This is a genomic window from Pseudomonas sp. Ost2 (assembly GCF_018326065.1).
In the GTDB taxonomy this organism is placed as follows: Bacteria; Pseudomonadota; Gammaproteobacteria; order Pseudomonadales; family Pseudomonadaceae; genus Aquipseudomonas; species Aquipseudomonas gingeri.
Genome location: NZ_AP021904.1, coordinates 6,985,985 through 7,002,821, shown reverse-complemented (window position 1 = coordinate 7,002,821; position 16,837 = coordinate 6,985,985). Strand labels below are relative to the sequence as shown.

Annotated in this window: 17 protein-coding genes; 10 read left to right on the top strand and 7 right to left on the bottom strand. The window is 62.6% G+C overall.

The window, feature by feature from the left end:
• Window positions 1-43: 43 nt before the first annotated feature.
• On the bottom strand, window positions 44-1,171 hold the full coding sequence (locus tag KI243_RS31135; protein ID WP_212810263.1) for a S8 family peptidase: 1,128 nt from the start codon (window positions 1,169-1,171) through the stop codon (window positions 44-46).
• Window positions 1,172-1,451: 280 nt separating this feature from the next.
• Between KI243_RS31135 and KI243_RS31130 the strand changes: the two genes are divergently transcribed.
• Window positions 1,452-3,404: an ATP-dependent DNA helicase RecQ gene (locus KI243_RS31130; RefSeq protein WP_212810262.1), complete on the top strand. Its 1,953-nt coding sequence runs from the start codon at window positions 1,452-1,454 to the stop codon at window positions 3,402-3,404.
• Window positions 3,405-3,537: 133 nt separating this feature from the next.
• Here KI243_RS31130 and KI243_RS31125 read toward each other — a convergent pair whose 3' ends face one another.
• Window positions 3,538-4,041, bottom strand: a complete 504-nt coding sequence (locus KI243_RS31125) for an N-acetyltransferase (RefSeq protein ID WP_212810261.1) — start codon at window positions 4,039-4,041, stop codon at window positions 3,538-3,540.
• A gap of 101 nt (window positions 4,042-4,142) precedes the next feature.
• Complete coding sequence (locus KI243_RS31120; protein ID WP_212810260.1) at window positions 4,143-4,901, bottom strand: DUF2059 domain-containing protein; 759 nt, start codon at window positions 4,899-4,901, stop codon at window positions 4,143-4,145.
• 108 nt (window positions 4,902-5,009) lie between these two features.
• Between KI243_RS31120 and KI243_RS31115 the strand changes: the two genes are divergently transcribed.
• Window positions 5,010-5,642, top strand: a complete 633-nt coding sequence (locus KI243_RS31115; RefSeq protein ID WP_212811264.1) for a 2OG-Fe(II) oxygenase — start codon at window positions 5,010-5,012, stop codon at window positions 5,640-5,642.
• Window positions 5,642-6,142: a DUF523 domain-containing protein gene (locus KI243_RS31110; protein WP_177128273.1), complete on the top strand. Its 501-nt coding sequence runs from the start codon at window positions 5,642-5,644 to the stop codon at window positions 6,140-6,142. Before KI243_RS31115 ends, KI243_RS31110 begins: the two co-directional genes overlap by 1 nt.
• 57 nt (window positions 6,143-6,199) lie before the next feature.
• Here the strand turns inward: KI243_RS31110 and KI243_RS31105 are convergent, their stop codons facing one another.
• Window positions 6,200-6,973, bottom strand: coding sequence for a transporter substrate-binding domain-containing protein (locus tag KI243_RS31105; protein WP_017125385.1), 774 nt, complete (start codon window positions 6,971-6,973; stop codon window positions 6,200-6,202).
• Between the two features lie 139 nt (window positions 6,974-7,112).
• Between KI243_RS31105 and KI243_RS31100 the strand changes: the two genes are divergently transcribed.
• The gene (locus KI243_RS31100; protein WP_042935083.1) at window positions 7,113-7,553 is read left to right on the top strand and encodes a DUF4399 domain-containing protein; all 441 of its coding nucleotides are present in this window, start codon (window positions 7,113-7,115) and stop codon (window positions 7,551-7,553) included.
• Window positions 7,554-7,616: 63 nt separating this feature from the next.
• Here the strand turns inward: KI243_RS31100 and serA are convergent, their stop codons facing one another.
• Window positions 7,617-8,846 (bottom strand): phosphoglycerate dehydrogenase, encoded by a 1,230-nt coding sequence (serA, locus tag KI243_RS31095; RefSeq protein ID WP_103032767.1) that lies wholly within the window; start codon window positions 8,844-8,846, stop codon window positions 7,617-7,619.
• Between the two features lie 202 nt (window positions 8,847-9,048).
• Here serA and KI243_RS31090 point away from each other — a divergent pair, with 202 nt between their 5' ends.
• From KI243_RS31090 to KI243_RS31080, 3 genes are all read left to right on the top strand, one after another.
• Window positions 9,049-10,443, top strand: a complete 1,395-nt coding sequence (locus KI243_RS31090) for an FAD-binding oxidoreductase (protein ID WP_017125381.1) — start codon at window positions 9,049-9,051, stop codon at window positions 10,441-10,443.
• Window positions 10,444-10,483: 40 nt separating this feature from the next.
• On the top strand, window positions 10,484-11,149 hold the full coding sequence (locus KI243_RS31085; protein ID WP_017125380.1) for a fumarylacetoacetate hydrolase family protein: 666 nt from the start codon (window positions 10,484-10,486) through the stop codon (window positions 11,147-11,149).
• A gap of 270 nt (window positions 11,150-11,419) precedes the next feature.
• Entirely contained in the window at window positions 11,420-12,349 is a 930-nt protein-coding gene (locus KI243_RS31080) for an SdiA-regulated domain-containing protein (protein WP_212810259.1), read from the top strand.
• 49 nt (window positions 12,350-12,398) lie between these two features.
• Here the strand turns inward: KI243_RS31080 and rpiA are convergent, their stop codons facing one another.
• Complete coding sequence (gene rpiA, locus KI243_RS31075) at window positions 12,399-13,070, bottom strand: ribose-5-phosphate isomerase RpiA (RefSeq protein ID WP_177087120.1); 672 nt, start codon at window positions 13,068-13,070, stop codon at window positions 12,399-12,401.
• Between the two features lie 158 nt (window positions 13,071-13,228).
• On the opposite strand from rpiA, the gene ilvA reads away from it, so the two are divergent.
• On the top strand, window positions 13,229-14,743 hold the full coding sequence (gene ilvA / locus KI243_RS31070) for a threonine ammonia-lyase, biosynthetic (RefSeq protein ID WP_177087118.1): 1,515 nt from the start codon (window positions 13,229-13,231) through the stop codon (window positions 14,741-14,743).
• Window positions 14,744-14,795: 52 nt separating this feature from the next.
• Window positions 14,796-15,224 (top strand): DUF2269 domain-containing protein, encoded by a 429-nt coding sequence (locus tag KI243_RS31065; RefSeq protein WP_017125377.1) that lies wholly within the window; start codon window positions 14,796-14,798, stop codon window positions 15,222-15,224.
• Window positions 15,225-15,536: 312 nt separating this feature from the next.
• Here the strand turns inward: KI243_RS31065 and KI243_RS31060 are convergent, their stop codons facing one another.
• Window positions 15,537-16,193 carry an HAD family hydrolase gene (locus tag KI243_RS31060; protein ID WP_017124919.1) on the bottom strand — a complete coding sequence of 219 codons (657 nt, stop codon included), beginning with the start codon at window positions 16,191-16,193 and terminating at the stop codon, window positions 15,537-15,539.
• A gap of 143 nt (window positions 16,194-16,336) precedes the next feature.
• On the opposite strand from KI243_RS31060, the gene KI243_RS31055 reads away from it, so the two are divergent.
• Window positions 16,337-16,816 carry an RNA pyrophosphohydrolase gene (locus KI243_RS31055; protein WP_042934836.1) on the top strand — a complete coding sequence of 160 codons (480 nt, stop codon included), beginning with the start codon at window positions 16,337-16,339 and terminating at the stop codon, window positions 16,814-16,816.
• Window positions 16,817-16,837: the final 21 nt, after the last annotated feature.

Below are 16,837 nucleotides of genomic sequence, written 5' to 3'. Positions count from 1 at the left end.
ACAACGCGCCCTGTCTGGCGCGTTGTGCGTTTGTGCGGGGCCGTTACCGTTGGGCCGGCGTCGTCGGCGGGTTCTTCACCCGTTCGGCTGCCAGTTGCGCCGCCGCCGCCAGATCCATCAGCCCGCGTCCGTAGGCTTCGCCCTTGGCGTAAGGCCCGCTGTGGTTGGCGCTATCGAGCAATACATCGCGCAATTGCTGGGTGGTGAGTTCGGGAAAGCGACTCTGCAGGGCGGCGAGTGCGCCGCTGACCAACGCCACGGCGGGCGAAGTCCCGGCGGTTTCCTGGTAGCCGCCCTTGGCGCTGGTGGTGAGCAAGCCATTGTCGACACCACCATCCCCGCCCGGGACCGCGATGCACCATCGCTCTGCCACGCCACAGTAATTGGATTTCTGGTTGATGAGCGTGCCGTCATTCTTCAGCGCCACCACCGCGATCCAGCCCTTCTCCAGTTCAGGCAATGCCTGGGGCAGGCCAGGTTCGGCCAGGGGCTCGCGCCGCAGCTCGTTGCCCGTGGGGAAAACAAACACGGCGCCTTCGGCCACCAATTGGCGGGCGACCGGCAAGGAATCGCCCATCACCTGCTTGTACCGCGCTTCAGTGATTTCGGTGGCGGGAATATCGTTGGCCCAGGAGTTACTGAGAATCCTGGCGCCAGCGGCGAAGCTGTCTTTCCAGGCGCGGGCGATCTGATCGTCAAAAAAGAACGGTTCGTTGTTGTCGCCAATACGCATGACGATCAGCCTGGCGTCGAAGGCGATGCCATGCATGCCCTGGCCGTCGCGGTTGGCGGCGACAATCCCGGCCATCTGGGTGCCATGTCCGTGGGGGTCGATCAGTGCGGGGACGTCGCGTACGTAGTCGTGACCCGGGGTGGCGAGGCGGTCCTTGAACTCGGGTAATTGTGTGTTGAGTCCGGAGTCGATGATGGCCACGCTGACCCCCTTGCCGGTGCCGCCCAGTGCATACAGGGTCGACGCCTTGACCAGTGCGAGCGCGCGTTGTGCCTTGTATTCCGGGGTTTCGAAACGGCTGGACGGCGGCTCGACGCCCGCCGCGCCCGGCTTGAGCAGGCCGGAGTCCGGGCCGGACAGGCAACCGCTGAGCAACAGGGGCGCGAGTAGCAGGCCGTGACGGGCCAGTGAAGAGAAGGGGCGAGGGGCGGTGTCCATGGGGGGCTCCTGGGTAAACGAGCGTCGTTGAACCGTCCGTTTCAACGACGCGAAGATCGGCGACCGGGTATCAGTCAACATAGGAGGCTTGGATATAATCGACATTTTCGCGGGGGCGCACCCGTGGATTTGTATCCGGCTATTGGTGGTTATCCCGCAACCGCGGCCGGCTTTGCGATAGGCTGGCGCGCTGTAGTGGTTTGTAATGCTTGCCTCGGACCTTTTCTCGCCTGACCGCCTAGGGTTTGTTTATCCACAGCGGTCAACGGAGTGACAGCCTATGCACGACACCCTCCAGCGGGTTTTTGGTTATCCACGGTTTCGCGACGGCCAGGAAGCGGCGATCAGCGCGGTCCTGGCCGGGCGTTCGGCGGCGGCGATCTTTCCCACCGGCTCCGGCAAGTCCTTGTGTTATCAACTGCCGGCACTGCTCCTGCCGCACCTGACGCTGGTGGTGTCGCCACTGCTGGCACTGATGCAGGACCAGTTGGCCTTTCTGCAAGGCCACGGCATTGCGGCGGCGAGTATCGACTCGGTGCAGAGTCGCGATGAGGCCAATGCGGTGATGGCCCGGGCCCGCTCCGGGGAGCTGAAGATCCTGATGATTTCCGTGGAGCGCCTGAAAAACGAGCGCTTCCGCCATTTCCTGCAGCAGGTGCAGATTTCCCTGCTGGTGGTGGACGAGGCGCACTGCATCTCCGAGTGGGGCCACAATTTCCGCCCGGATTACCTCAAGCTGCCAGATTATCAGCGCCAGTTCCGTATTCCCCAGGCCTTGTTGCTGACCGCCACCGCGACGCCGAAGGTGATCGTCGACATGCAGGCCAGGTTCGCCATTGCGCCGACCGATGTGGTGACCACCGGTTTCTATCGGCCGAACCTGAACCTGCTGGTGGAGCCGGTCAGCGGCCCGGACAAGCGTCGTCGCCTGGTGGAGTGGCTGGGCGAACGCAGCGGGCAAGCGAGCATCGTCTACGTCACCCTGCAGAAAACCGCCGAGCAGATCGCCGAACACCTGAGCCAGCGCGGTATTGCGGCGAGCGCTTATCACGCCGGCCTGCCCCATGAGCAGCGCGAGGCGATCCAGAAGCAGTTCATGGCCGGGCAGTTGAACTGCATCGTCGCCACCATCGCCTTCGGCATGGGTATCGACAAGAGCGATATCCGCAACGTGGTGCACTTCGACCTGCCCAAGTCCATCGAGAACTACAGCCAGGAAATCGGCCGGGCCGGGCGCGACGGCCAGCCTTCCGATTGCCTGGTGCTGGCCAACCGCGACAGCCTCAACGTGCTGGAAAACTTCGTCTACGGCGATACCCCGGAGCTGGAGGGGATTCGGCGGGTGCTGGACGAACTGCAGGGCGCGAGCCCGGACGGCCAGTGGGAATTCCTTCTCGGGCCCCTGGCCGACCAGAGCAATATCCGCCAGTTGCCGCTCAAGACCTTGCTGGTCCAGTTGGAGTTGCGTGGCTTGATCGCACCGCGTTATGCCTATTTTGCCGAGTACCGTTTCAAGTTCCTGGTGGAGCCGGAGGTGCTGCTGGCGAAGTTCGAGGGCGAGCGCCGCGATTTTGTCGCGGCGATCATCCACACCTCCAGTCGCGCGCGCACCTGGGCCACGGTGGATTTCGACGCCATGTACCAGCAGCACCAGGCCGAGCGCGGGCGGGTGGTGAAGGCCCTGGATTTCTTCCAGGAACGGCGCTGGATCGAGTTGGAGAGCAAGCAGATGACCGAGGTCTACAGCCTGCTGGTCAGCGACTTCGATCCCCATGCCTTGAGCCTGGAGCTGTATGCCTGTTTCGCCCAGCATGAGGTCAGCGAGATTGCACGGATTCACGCGATGCTGGCGTTGTTTGCGACCGAGCAATGCCTGGGTTATCGGCTGGCCCGCTATTTCGGCGACGAGCAGGCACCTGAACGCTGCGGGCATTGTTCGGTGTGCCACGGGCAAGTGGCCCGTCTGCCGGAGCCACCGGCACTGCCTGCGCTCGAACAGCGGGATTTCCCGGGGCTATGCAGTGGATTTATCCACAAGCACCAGGAGCACAGTGGACACTCACCGAGTACGGAATGCCTGACGCGCTTCCTCTGCGGTATCAGCGTGCCGTTGTTCACGAAATTGAAGGCGCGGGCGCTGCCGGGGTTTTCAGCGCTGGAGGCCTATCCCTATGCGCAGGTGCGGGAGTGGGTCACGGCCTGGTCCCATGCCGGGCAGGCACAAACCGCCTAGGCTGAAGTTGTCTGTGGAAGCCTGGCTTGCCAGCGAAGCTTCTGGCGGCCTTGAGGACGCATTCGCCGGCAAGCCGGGCTCCTGCAGGTTCGCGGTGTTTCAGGCGCCCTGCTTTATCGTTGAGAGGCGTGCCTTACTCTGTGGCAGCCGGTCGGTCACTGAGGACGGCGTACTCCTCACCCTCCAGGGTGAAACCCGCGACCTCGCGCATCCCCAGGCGTTCATGGGCGCGCAGCGAGGCGCCGTTGTCCCGGCGGATGAACAGAATCGCTTCGCGGCCAGGATAATGCTGCTGGAGCTGGGCATAGAGTCGCGGCAGGAGACCCTGGCCTCTTTCCGTGCTGGCGATGCAGGCGGGTCCGTACACGTAGGCATCGGACGTGCCCGGCCATGCGGCCAGCATGGCCTGGATCGACGGCGGGGCGGGGTGCATGTCCCTGGCCGCGCTGAACAGCACGCCAACGACGTTGTCATCGCGAGAGGCAACCACCACGGGGGAGCCGCCGAGGGCCATCTGCCTGACCTTGTCGAGGGGAAATTCCCCGGTCAGCGATCCGCCCCGGGAGGGGGAATTGGCCTGGAGCAGTTGGGCGATGCCCTCGATGTCCGCGGCGGTAGCGAGGTTGATCCTGTACATGAGTCGTCTCCTGAGGGGAGGTGAGCCTACTGCACGGATGGCACCCGGACTTTCATATTGCGCCTGGATTATAGACCGTTGCCGGCTGGGCTATGTGGCGGTCAGTTTCCAGGTTGCGCCGGCGCCAGGTTCTGGCCCACGGCCAACCCCGCGCGGATTGCCGCCAGGGCGGCCTGGTAGTACGCCTTGCCTTCGGCCGATTCGGCAAAGGTCGAGAACTCTTCCAGCTCAGGGTCGGACAGGTCGCGATAGACGTACAGCAAGGTGTTGTCCAGGTCGTTGCCGATCTGTTGCATCAGGCGTTCGCGCTGACCGTTGAGCAGGCCCTGGGCCGAACCCGCGCCCAGCAGGCCGGGAATCATTGAACTGAGGCTGTCGGCGGCGACGCCGGCGATGGCGAGACTGACTTCGGCACCGGCTTCACGGGCCGGCAAGGCGTTGGCCAGGTGGTTGATCAGCAGGCGACGGGTCGCGCTGGCTTCGATATGCGGCAGCCCCTGGGCATTCTTGGCCAATTGGTCGCGTCGGGTGGCGAGCAGTTCGGCGGCGACGATCTTGCGTCCCAGCGGTGACTGGAAGAACGTCAGGGCCGGCTTCGGATCGTTCAGGTTCTGGCGCAGCTGGGTCTCGGCCCGCTGGTCCATGGCCTGCGGCGCAAAACGTTGGTTGCTGTTGTTGACCAGGGCCTGATAGACGGCCGGCGGCAGGCTGTTGCGGTACTTTTGCTGGGCGGCGCTCAGGGCATCGCTGAAATGCGCGCGTTGTTCTGGCCAACCGGCGACCTTGTACAACTGGTCGTGGCTGTCTGCCCAGGTGGGCAAGGTGCAGAACATCAACAGCGAAAAAAGCAAACGGCGCATAGGGACTCCTGTCTACAGCCGACTATTCTCCCGACGAGCGCGGGACTTGTCGAGAATTCGTATTGTCATGCCCGGTGGCTCTGTCGGATTTCCAGGCGTATGGATACTATGCGCGCCATGCAAATACCCTCTGATCATCCGCTGCTGTTACGTATCGTCGACGACCTGGCCGCGCGCGGCTGGTCGCGGCAGCCTGTGTTCCTGCCTGCTGCTCTGACCGTGGAGCTGGCCGCCGAGTGCCGTAAACGTGCGGCTGAAGGCGAACTGGCACCGGCCGCGGTGGGTCGCGGGCCGTCGCAACAGGTGCGCGAAGGCATCCGCGGTGACCATATCCAATGGCTGGAACCGGGTCAGGCAGAGCCTTGCGACCGTTATCTGGGGATGATGGACAGCCTGCGCGAGGCGTTGAACCGCGGGTTGTTTCTCGGCCTCGAGGATTTCGAGAGCCATTTTGCGCTGTACCCGCCCGGGGCTTTCTATCTCAAGCACGTGGATCGCTTTCGCGATGACGATCGGCGGATGGTCTCGGCCGTGATCTACCTGAACGACGCCTGGTTGCCCGAGGAGGGTGGCCAGTTGCGGATGTACCTGGACGGTGGCGTGGAGCATGACGTGGATCCGGCCGGCGGCAGCCTGGTGGTCTTCCTTTCCGGCGAGGTGCCCCATGAAGTGCTGCCGGCGACGCGCGAGCGCCTGTCGCTGACCGGCTGGTTCCGTCGTCGCGGCGATGAGCCTTTCTGATGCCGCAGAAAATTCTGGTCAGTCGCTGCCTGCTGGGGCATCTGGTGCGCTATGACGGCGGTGCCAGCGGTCCCTACGCCCAACTGGCGGCCTGGCAGGCTGAAGGCCGGGTCGTGGCCTTGTGCCCGGAAGTCGCCGGCGGCTTGCCGACCCCGCGTGCAGCGGCGGAGATTCCCGGAGGGCAGGGCGTGCAGGTGCTGGAGGGGCGCGCCCGGGTCATCACCACCGAGGGCGAGGACGTCAGCGCGGCCTTTCTCGACGGCGCCCGGCAGGCGCTTGAGCTGGTGCGGCGGCATGCCATCCGGATCGCGGTGCTCAAGGCCAACAGTCCGTCCTGTGGCAATCTGCTGACCTACGACGGCACCTTCAGCGGTGTGAAAGTGCCGGGAGAGGGCGTGACGGCGGCCTTGCTGAAGCAGGCCGGCGTCCAGGTATTCAGCGAGCTGGAACTGCCCGAGGCAGCGGTGGCCCTGGCTGTGCTGGACTCGGCGCAACCCTGACAAGCCGTCCCACGGGTTGCGTGGGACCGCCACCCTGGACGCTCCGCCTCCCTGGTATCAGGGCTTCGGCGGCTCGCTCGCATCCATGCCGAACCATTTTTCCGACAACGCCATCAGCCGGCCATCGGCCTTGATCCGCTGCAGGGCCCGGTCGATGCTGGCCTGAAAGGCCGGGTTACCCTTCTGGAACGGGATGGCCAGGGTCACGGTCGGCCCCACGGGAGGACCTTCCTTGACCGGCAGGCGGCTGTCACGAATGGCGAAGGGGATCAGCAGGCGATCGCTGATCGCCGCGTCGATCTGCTTGTCGGCGACGTCCTTGAGTGGCTGCTGCGCGTTCGGGTAGCTGCGCAGGTCCACCCCTTCGACCGTTCGCGCTTCGTCGACGAACTGGCTGCCTTGGGCTACACCCAAGGCACGGCCTTTCAATGCGTCCAGTGTGCCCAGTGGTCTTTGTTCTTCCTTGCGCACGATCAACTGGGCGCTGGTGTAGCTGTAAGGCTCGCTGAAATCGAAACGTTCCTTGAGTTCCGGGGTCAGTGCTATGTGGTTGATGGCAATGTCGTACTTGCCGCTTTCGACGCCTTGCAGCAGATCGGCGGAATCGGTGGTGATAAACGACGGGTTGATGTCCAGCTCCCTGGCGAGCAGTTCGCCCAGTTCCACTTCGAAGCCGGTCAGGCGACCGTCTTCCTTGAAGCTGAAGGGCCGCATGTCACCTTCCAGGGCAATGCGCAGTTCGCCCCGGTCGTTGACGTCATCGATCAGTTCGGCTTGGGCGAAAGGACTTGCAAGGGGCAGTAACAGCAACAGGCCAGGCAAAAAACGCATGGTCACTCCTAGATGAATTCGTAACGGGCGATGCGCAACTGCTGCTCGCTTTGCTTTATGTTGATTGGCAGGTTTGGACAACGATTTGTCCTGAAGTTGTCATGACTGCCCAAATTTTGTGGAAAAACCGGAGAAGTTAATGAAAACCTTAGTGTCTCGCGTCGCTTTAGCCACTGTTTTGTTGAGTTCCAGCCTGCTCGCCGTCGCGGCCGACGGCATTCCGCGCTCGGCACCCCCCGAGGGCGCCAAGGTCTTTATCGAGTCGCCGAAGGACGGTGCCACCGTCGACAAGACCTTCACGGTAAAATTCGGCATGGAAGGTCTCAAGCTGGCCCCGGCCACCGACCAGACCCCGGGCACCGGCCACCACCACCTGCTGGTCGACCAGAAAGAGTTGCCGGACGCCAGCGTGCCGATTCCGGCCACCGACACCGTGATCCACTACGGCAAGGCGCAGACCGAAACCCAATTGACCCTCACCCCGGGCAAGCACACCTTGCAGCTGGTGGCTGGCGACAAACTGCACATGCAGTTCAACCCGACTGTAGCGTCGAAACGCATCACGGTTAACGTCAAGTAAGATTTGTTCAGAAAGAAAAAGGGAGACCCGAGGGTCTCCCTTTTTCATGAGCGCCGGTAAAGCTTAGAACAACACGCGGGACCGGATGGTGCCGTTGATGTGCTGCAGCTTCTCTTGCGCCAGGTCCGAGTACTCGGCGTCGACGTCGATCACCACGTAGCCGACCTTCTCGTTGGTCTGCAGGAACTGACCGGAGATGTTGATGCCGTTTTCCGCGAAGACCTTGTTGATCTCGCTCATCACACCCGGGATGTTCTCGTGGATGTGCAGCAGGCGGTGCTTGCCAGGGTGCGCCGGCAGCGCCACTTCCGGGAAGTTGACGGACGATACCGAGGTGCCGTTGTCGCTGTACTTGACCAGCTTTTCCGCCACTTCCAGGCCGATGTTGGCCTGGGCTTCGGCGGTGGAACCACCGATGTGCGGGGTCAGGATCACATTGTCCAGGCCACGCAGCGGGCTTTCGAAGATGTCGTCGTTGGAGCGCGGCTCCACCGGGAACACGTCGATGGCCGCGCCGATCAGGTGCTTGTCCTTGATCGCGTCCGCCAGGGCGTCCAGCTCGACCACGGTACCGCGTGCGGCGTTGATCAGGATCCCGCCCTTCTTGATGGCGCGGATTTCCTTCTCGCCGATCATCCACTGGGTTTCAGCGGTTTCCGGAACGTGCAGGGTGACGATATCGGACATGCCCAGCAGGTCGGTCAGGCTGGCGACCTGGGTCGCGTTGCCCAGCGGCAGCTTGGTCAGGGTGTCGTAGAAGAACACCTGCATGCCCAGGCCTTCGGCCAGGACCGACAACTGCGTACCGATCGAGCCGTAACCGATGATCCCCAGCTTCTTGCCACGGATTTCAAAGGAGTTGGCCGCGCTCTTGATCCAGCCACCGCGATGGCAGGAAGCGTTCTTCTCGGGAATGCCGCGCAGCAACAGGATCGCTTCGGCCAGCACCAGCTCGGCAACGGAGCGGGTGTTGGAGTACGGTGCGTTGAACACGGCAATGCCGCGCTCGCGAGCCGCGTCGAGGTCGACCTGGTTGGTGCCGATACAGAAGCAGCCCACGGCGACGAGTTTCTTCGCGTGATCGAAGAGTTCCTCGGTCAGTTGGGTGCGGGAGCGAATGCCGATGAAGTGGGCATCGGCGATCTTTTCCTTCAGCTCGGCATCCGGCAGGGATTTGGTGTGGTACTCGATGTTGACGTACCCGGCGGCCTTGAGGACGTCGACTGCGGATTGGTGGACGCCTTCGAGAAGAAGGAACTTGATCTTGCTCTTATCGAGAGAAGTCTTGCTCATCTGCGTAAACCTGTGTCCCGGAGAAAAATGGCAGGGAAATGGACAGCTTGAGCTGACCCCACGGCGTGATCGCCGGCACCGCAGATCGGCCTGATAGCACGCTTCTGCGGGGTGCGTATGCTAGCATATGCGACCCGCAAACACTCATTCTGCGACGTGAAGCGTTCTCAGGGTGACCATGAAATGTTCGAGAGTTCTGTCGATGACCAATCCTGCCCTGATTGATGAGCTGAAGACCCTGGTTGAGCCTGGCAAGGTGCTGACCGATGCTGACTCCCTGAATGCTTACGGCAAGGATTGGACGAAACATTTCGCGCCGGCGCCGACGGCCATCGTGTTTCCGAAGACCATCGAGCAGGTCCAGGCCATCGTGCGCTGGGCCAACCAGCACCGCGTCGCGCTGGTGCCGTCGGGCGGTCGTACCGGCCTGTCCGCCGCCGCCGTGGCCGCCAATGGCGAAGTGGTGGTGTCGTTCGACTACATGAACCAGATCCTCGACATCAACCTGACCGACCGCACCGCGGTCTGCCAGCCGGGCGTGGTCACCGAGCAGTTGCAGAACCAGGCCGAGGAACACGGCCTGTACTATCCGGTGGACTTCGCCTCGGCGGGCTCCAGCCAGATTGGCGGCAATATCGGCACCAATGCCGGCGGGATCAAGGTGATTCGCTATGGCATGACCCGCAACTGGGTGGCCGGCATGAAGGTCGTCACCGGCAAGGGCGATGTGCTGGAACTGAACAAGGACCTGATCAAGAACGCCACCGGCTATGACCTGCGCCAGCTGTTCATCGGCGCCGAAGGCACCCTGGGCTTCGTGGTCGAAGCGACCATGCGCCTGGACCGTGCACCGAAGAACCTGACCTGCATGGTCCTCGGCGCCCCCGATTTCGACTCGATCATGCCGGTGCTGCATGCCTTCCAGAGCAAGCTGGACCTGACCGCCTTCGAGTTCTTCTCCGACAAGGCGCTGGCCAAGGTCCTCGGCCGTGGCGATGTGCCGGCACCGTTCGAAACCGACTGTCCGTTCTACGCGCTGCTGGAATTCGAAGCGACCACCGAAGAAGTGGCCAACGATGCCCTGGCGACCTTCGAGCACTGCGTGGAGCAGGGCTGGGTGGTCGATGGCGTGATGAGCCAGAGCGAGCAGCAGTTGCAGAATCTCTGGAAATTGCGCGAGTACATCTCCGAAACCATCTCCCACTGGACGCCGTACAAGAACGACATCTCGGTCACCGTGTCGAAAGTGCCGGGCTTCCTCAAGGAAATCGATGCGATCGTCGGTGAACACTATCCGGACTTCGAAATCGTCTGGTTCGGCCACATCGGCGACGGCAACCTGCACCTGAACATCCTCAAGCCGGAAAACCTGAGCAAGGACGAGTTCTTCGCCAAGTGCGCCACCGTCAACAAGTGGGTATTCGAGACCGTCGAGAAGTACAACGGTTCGATTTCCGCCGAGCACGGCGTGGGCATGACCAAGCGCGATTACCTGACCTACAGCCGTTCCCCGGCTGAAATCGAATACATGAAGGCGATCAAGGCGGTGTTCGATCCTAACGGGATCATGAACCCGGGCAAGATTTTCGCGGTTTGAACCTCGCGTCACGACGATAAAACAGATCAGGAGTCGGTCAATGAGCTATCAGCACCAGTATGTCGACGGTACCCGCATTCACTTTCCCCTGGGCAAGGTGGTCTGCATCGGTCGTAACTACGCCGAACACGCCAAGGAACTGGATAATCCGGTGCCTACCGAGCCGCTGCTGTTCATCAAGCCGGGCAGCTGCGTCGTGCCGATCGAGGGTGGTTTCAGCATCCCGGCCGATCGCGGCTCGGTGCATTACGAGGCGGAAATCGCCGTCCTGATCGGCAAGCCGTTGTCGACCAAGCCGAGCAAGGAAGAGGTGCTCGACGCGATTTCCGGTTTCGCCCCGGCGCTGGACCTGACCCTGCGTGACAAGCAGGCCGAGCTGAAGTCCAAGGGCCTGCCGTGGGAAATCGCCAAGTCGTTCGATGGCGCGGCGGTGATCGCACCGTTCGTGGTGGGCAGCACCTTTCCCGACCTGACCCAGATCGGCATCCGCCTGACCATCAATGGCCAGGTGCGCCAGGACGGCATCAGCAGCGATATGCTCAACCCGATCGTGCCGATGATCCAGTACATGGCCGCGTGCTTCTCGTTGCAGGCCGGTGATGTGATCCTGACCGGCACGCCGGCAGGTGTCGGTCCGCTCAACGCCGGTGACGAACTGGTGCTGGAACTGCCGAACGTCAGCACCTTCAGCAGCAGCGTCCGCTAAAAAAACTGTGGGAGCGGGCTCGTCGGGGCGCCGCATCGCCGCGAAGCTTTCAGCGGCCTCAAGGGGCTCTTCGCGGCGGTCCGGTGTTCTGGTAAGCCAGGCTCCCACAGACGCCTGAATCACTTCCACGCTCCGCGTTTGATTTGTCCCCCTGTTTCCTGCCTTTTGCCGTTTTTTTCACATCCTGTCTGGATAATTTCCCGGCTGGTCGTTGTGCCTTGCCTACAGTGTGTTGTCCAAACGTCATAAAAATCAGGAAACAGCCCTCACATGGCCTCCCAATCGCCCCCTGCTTCGCCTTCCGCCCGTCGTTCCCGTTTCGCGTTGCGTTGGTATTACTGGCTGTTGCTGGTGGTCGTGATCGGTGCCGGCGTGTCTGTGCCGATGCACTGGGAGGACCGCGGCGTGCTGTGGGTCAAGGAGCGTTTCGAGCCCCCGGCCGAGCGCAAGGACAGTATCTGGCTGCCGGGTTATCGCGCGGTGATCGATGCCAAGCTGCTGCCGGGCATGGAGAAGGACGAAGCTTCCGATGTCAGCTACAACCCGCGCACCAGGACGCTGTTTTCGGTCATGGGCAAGAATCCGTTCCTGGTCGAGCTGACCCTGCAAGGCGATGTCCTGCGCAAGATCCCGCTGGTCGGCTGGAACAATCCCGAAGCCGTGACGGTGCTTGAAGGCGAGCGCATGGCGATCGTCGACGAGCGCATGCATACCCTGACCATCGTCACCGTCGATGCCAATACCCGTGAACTGAACATCAAGGATTTCCAGCAGCACGACCTGGGCCCGTCGAAGAACCAGAACAAGGCCTTCGAAGCCGTGGTCTGGGACGCCGCCAACCAGCAGATCCTGTTGGGCGAAGAGCGGCCACCCGCCTTGTTCAGCCTGAAAAGCGACGGTATCCAGGTGTTCGGCGAGAAGCGGAAGCTGCCGAGCGATCAACTGGCCATGCGCAATATTTCCGCGCTGGCGATCGATCCGCGGACCCGCCATATGCTGGCGTTGTCGGCAGACTCGCATCTGTTGCTGGAGCTGGACGAGAAGGGCGAACAGGTCAGTTTCATGACCTTGCTGGGCGGTTTCAACGGCTTGAAAAATACCATTCCCCGCGCCGAGGGCGTGACCATGGACGAGGAAGGGACCGTGTACATGGTCAGCGAGCCGAACCTGTTCTACGTCTTCAAGCGCACACAGGACTAGACCCTGATATCACCCTTGCGGGAGCCGGCTCCCGCAAGGGTGACGCGTTTCAGGCCTTGAGGGTCTTCACGCCTTCGCTGGTGCCCAGCAGCAGCAGGTCCGCGGGACGCGCGGCGAACAGGCCGTTGGTGACCACGCCGACAATCGCATTGATCTGCGCTTCCAGCTCCACCGGGTTGGTGATCTGCAGGTTGTGCACATCGAGAATGATGTTGCCGTTGTCCGTCAGCACGCCTTCGCGGTATACCGGGTCGCCGCCCAGCTTCACCAGTTGGCGGGCCACGTGGCTGCGGGCCATCGGAATCACTTCCACCGGCAGCGGGAAGGCGCCGAGGACCGGTACCAGCTTGCTGCCGTCGGCGATGCAGATAAAGGTCTTGGCCACGGCCGCGACGATCTTCTCGCGGGTCAGTGCCGCACCGCCGCCCTTGATCAGGTTCAGATGCGCGTCGCTTTCATCGGCGCCGTCGACGTAGAACTCCAGGTCGCTGACGGTATTGAGCTCGTACACCGGAATCCCGTGGCCCTTGAGGCGCGCGGCAGTGGCTTCGGAGCTGGCGACCGCGCCGTCGAAGGCGCCCTTGTGTTGCGCCAGTGCGTCGATAAAGCAGTTGGCGGTAGAGCCGGTGCCCACGCCGACGATGCTTTTGTCATCGAGCTTGGGAAGGATGAAGTCGACGGCGGCTTGGGCCACGGCCTGTTTGAGTTGATCCTGGGTCATGCGGGCTCCGGAAGCGGGCAGGGGGTAGGCGAAAGGCCGGCATTATAATCGCGGGCCCTGCAAAGGGGCGATCAAAACCGCAGGATCCCTGTGGTCGTTGTCGCAAGCGCTGGGTTAGACTCGTCGGTCCCTGCCCAACCCGCCAGCGATGCTTTCCGATGCTCGAACAGTACGTCAAGAAGATCCTCACCTCGCGCGTTTACGATGTTGCCGTGGAAACCCCGTTGCAGACCGCCCGCCAGCTCTCCGAGCGACTGGGCAACCAGGTCTGGCTCAAGCGCGAAGACCTGCAGCCGGTGTTCTCCTTCAAGATTCGCGGTGCCTACAACAAGCTGACCCAGCTCAGCGATGAAGAGCGTGCGCGCGGCGTGGTCACCGCATCGGCCGGCAACCATGCCCAGGGCCTGGCCCTGGCGGCCAAGGTGCTGGGGGTCAAGGCAACGATCGTGATGCCCAAGACCACCCCGGAAATCAAGGTTGAAGGCGTGCGTTCCCGTGGCGGCAAGGTGGTGCTGCACGGTGACTCCTTTCCGGAAGCACTGGCCTATTCGCTGAAGCTGGTCGAGGAAAAGGGCTACGTCTACATCCACCCTTACGATGATCCGCACACCATTGCCGGGCAGGGAACCGTGGCGATGGAAATCCTGCGCCAGCATCCGGGTCCGCTGGACGCGATCTTCGTTCCGGTCGGCGGCGGCGGCCTGATTGCCGGCATCGCGGCCTATGTGAAGTACCTGCGCCCGGAGATCAAGGTGATCGGTGTCGAGCCGGACGACTCCAACTGCCTGCAGCAGGCCATGGCCGCCGGTGAGCGAGTGGTCCTCCCTACTGTAGGGATTTTCGCCGATGGCGTGGCGGTGGCGCAGATCGGCCAGCACACCTTCGATATCTGCAAGGACTACGTCGACGAGGTGATCACCGTCAGCACCGACGAAATCTGCGCGGCGATCAAGGACATCTACGACGACACCCGCTCGATCACCGAGCCGGCCGGCGCCCTGGGCGTGGCCGGGATCAAGAAGTACGTCGAACTGCGCAAGGTCAGCGGACAGACCCTGGTCGCCATCGACTCCGGGGCCAACGTCAACTTCGATCGCCTGCGCCATGTCGCCGAGCGCGCCGAGCTGGGCGAGGGGCGTGAAGCGATCATCGCCGTGACCATCCCCGAACAGCCGGGCAGCTTCAAGGCTTTCTGCGAGGCCATCGGCAAGCGGCAGATCACCGAATTCAACTACCGTTACCACACCGGTCGCGAAGCGCATATCTTTGTCGGCGTGCAGACCCATCCGGACAACGATCCACGCAGCACCCTGATCGAGAGCCTGACCGGGCAGGGTTTCCCGGTCCTCGACCTGACCGACAACGAGCTGGCGAAGCTGCATATCCGCCATATGGTCGGCGGTCATGCGGCGCGGGTCAGCGATGAAATCGTCCTGCGTTTCGAGTTCCCCGAGCGTCCGGGCGCGCTGTTCAACTTCCTCAACAAACTCGGCGGGCGCTGGAACATCTCGATGTTCCACTACCGCAACCACGGCGCCGCCGATGGGCGGGTGGTCGCCGGCTTGCAGGTGCCGGCCGAAGAACGCCACCTAGTGCCGGCTGCGCTGGCGGAAATCGGCTACCCGTACTGGGACGAAAGTGATAACCCGGCCTACCAGCTGTTTCTCGGCTGAAACCCGACGGATGGCTGCTACGCTGATGGGCAACGCTTAAGGAAAAGACGAAATGGAAACCTTCACGGCCCTGAAAGTGCTTCACAGTGTGGTCACGGTGTTGCTGTTGGGCAGTGCCCTGGCCGTGGCCATCTGGTTCTGGCGTGGGCGTCGGCGCGGGGATGCGACGATCCCGGGCCGGCTGTTGAAAATGCCCTGGGCCCTGGCCTGGTGGCTGATGGCGCTGTGTCTGGTGGTACAGCCGGTCAGTGGCTGGTGGCTGGTGCACTTGGGCGGTTTCCCCCTGGGCCAGACCTGGCTGCTGGGCTCCAGCGTGCTCTACACCGTCGGTTGCCTGGCCTGGGCGTGGCTGGTGGTGCGGCTCAACCGCCTGCGTCGGGGTGATGTTTCCGGCAATGCGAAATTCACCCTGGCGCTGGCGATCTTCGGTGCCCTGTGTTTTGTCGCGATCGCCGCCCTGATGGGCGCCAAGCCTGTCTGACGCGGGACCTGTGGGAGCTGGCTGCTTGTGGAGCTGGCTTGCCGGCGAAGGCGTTCTTGAGGGCGACGCGGGCCTTGCTGGCCTCATTCGCGGGCAAGCCCGCTCCCACATCTGACTCGGGCTACGCGCAATCGTTATGCAGGGCGCAGAACTTGTGGGAGCTGGCTTGCCAGCGAAGGCGTCCTTGAGGGCGGAGCGGGCCTTGCTGGCCTCATTCGCGGGCAAGCCCGCTCCCACATCGGACTCGGGCTGCGCGCAATCGTTATGCAGTGCGCAGAACCCGTGGGAGCGGGCTTGCCCGCGAAAGCAATATCAGCCGCGCAGGCTGATCACCGGCCAGCCGCGCTTCTCGGCCTCGGCCCGCAGGTTCGGATCGGGATCCACCGCCACCGGATGGCTCACCTGCTCCAGCAGCGGCAGGTCATTCATCGAGTCGCTATAGAAGTAGCTGTCCTCCAGGCTGTGCCCGGTCTCTTCCAGCCAGCGGTTCAGGCGCGTCACCTTGCCTTCGCGGAAGCACGGCACGTCGGTGCTGCGGCCGGTGTAGCGACCGTCGAGCATCTCGCACTCGGTGGCGATCAGGGTCTCGACCGCCAGGCGTGCGGCAATCGGCCCGGTCACGAAACGGTTGGTCGCGGTGATAATGACCAACTTGTCGCCGGCATCGCGATGGCGTGCCAGCAGTTCCAGGGCCTTGGGCAGGACGATGGGTTCGATGCAGTCGCGCATGTAGTCGCGGTGCCACTCGTCCAGCTGGGCCATCTCGGTGCGGCCGAGGATTTCCAGGCAGAAGTTCAGGTACTCGGCGTTGTCCAGCCTGCCGGCCAGGTAATCCTGGTAGAACTCGTCGTTGCGCGCCTTGTAGGCCACCGGATCGAGAATTCCCCGTTCGCACAGGTAATCGCCCCAGGCGTGGTCGCTGTCGCCGCCCAAAAGTGTGTTGTCCAAGTCGAATAAAGCCAGACGCATTGCGGTTACTCGCTGAAAAGCCTGTAAAAAGGTCTCCAGAATACGGTCTTTTCACAAGAGTGCACATAAGGTAGGAAGGCTCGTTGCTGCTTTCACAACCTTTGTGGAACAATGCGACGACATGCGTTTGCGAGGTGGTTGCCGTGATCGACCCCGATGGTTTCCGTCCTAATGTCGGGATAATTCTGACGAATGATGCTGGTCAGGTCCTGTGGGCACGCCGGATCAATCAAGATGCATGGCAGTTTCCGCAAGGCGGAATCAATCCGGACGAAACGCCTGAAGAGGCTTTGTATCGCGAATTGAACGAAGAAGTCGGCCTGGAACGCGAGGATGTGCAAATTCTGGCCTGTACCCGGGGCTGGTTGCGCTATCGTTTGCCGCAACGCCTGGTGCGTACCCACAGCCAACCGCTGTGCATCGGCCAGAAACAGAAATGGTTTCTCCTGCGCCTGCTCTCCAACGAGCAGCGGGTGCGGATGGATTTGACCGGTAAACCGGAGTTCGATGGCTGGCGCTGGGTCAGCTATTGGTACCCGTTGGGCCAGGTGGTGACATTCAAGCGCGAGGTTTATCGTCGCGCGCTCAAAGAGCTTGCCCCGCGCCTTTTAGCGCGCGACTGACACGGAGTTCGACCCCGAGCC

Coding starts and splice junctions, on each gene's coding strand:
- rpiA (WP_177087120.1), bottom strand. CDS start 13,070: ATGACCCAGGATCAACTCAAACAGGCCGTGGCCCAAGCCGCCGTCGAC.
- ilvA (WP_177087118.1), top strand. CDS start 13,229: ATGCTCGAACAGTACGTCAAGAAGATCCTCACCTCGCGCGTTTACGAT.
- KI243_RS31130 (WP_212810262.1), top strand. CDS start 1,452: ATGCACGACACCCTCCAGCGGGTTTTTGGTTATCCACGGTTTCGCGAC.
- KI243_RS31110 (WP_177128273.1), top strand. CDS start 5,642: ATGCCGCAGAAAATTCTGGTCAGTCGCTGCCTGCTGGGGCATCTGGTG.
- KI243_RS31060 (WP_017124919.1), bottom strand. CDS start 16,193: ATGCGTCTGGCTTTATTCGACTTGGACAACACACTTTTGGGCGGCGAC.
- KI243_RS31090 (WP_017125381.1), top strand. CDS start 9,049: ATGACCAATCCTGCCCTGATTGATGAGCTGAAGACCCTGGTTGAGCCT.
- KI243_RS31065 (WP_017125377.1), top strand. CDS start 14,796: ATGGAAACCTTCACGGCCCTGAAAGTGCTTCACAGTGTGGTCACGGTG.
- KI243_RS31125 (WP_212810261.1), bottom strand. CDS start 4,041: ATGTACAGGATCAACCTCGCTACCGCCGCGGACATCGAGGGCATCGCC.
- KI243_RS31135 (WP_212810263.1), bottom strand. CDS start 1,171: ATGGACACCGCCCCTCGCCCCTTCTCTTCACTGGCCCGTCACGGCCTG.
- KI243_RS31085 (WP_017125380.1), top strand. CDS start 10,484: ATGAGCTATCAGCACCAGTATGTCGACGGTACCCGCATTCACTTTCCC.
- KI243_RS31120 (WP_212810260.1), bottom strand. CDS start 4,901: ATGCGCCGTTTGCTTTTTTCGCTGTTGATGTTCTGCACCTTGCCCACC.
- KI243_RS31105 (WP_017125385.1), bottom strand. CDS start 6,973: ATGCGTTTTTTGCCTGGCCTGTTGCTGTTACTGCCCCTTGCAAGTCCT.
- KI243_RS31115 (WP_212811264.1), top strand. CDS start 5,010: ATGCGCGCCATGCAAATACCCTCTGATCATCCGCTGCTGTTACGTATC.
- serA (WP_103032767.1), bottom strand. CDS start 8,846: ATGAGCAAGACTTCTCTCGATAAGAGCAAGATCAAGTTCCTTCTTCTC.
- KI243_RS31080 (WP_212810259.1), top strand. CDS start 11,420: ATGGCCTCCCAATCGCCCCCTGCTTCGCCTTCCGCCCGTCGTTCCCGT.
- KI243_RS31100 (WP_042935083.1), top strand. CDS start 7,113: ATGAAAACCTTAGTGTCTCGCGTCGCTTTAGCCACTGTTTTGTTGAGT.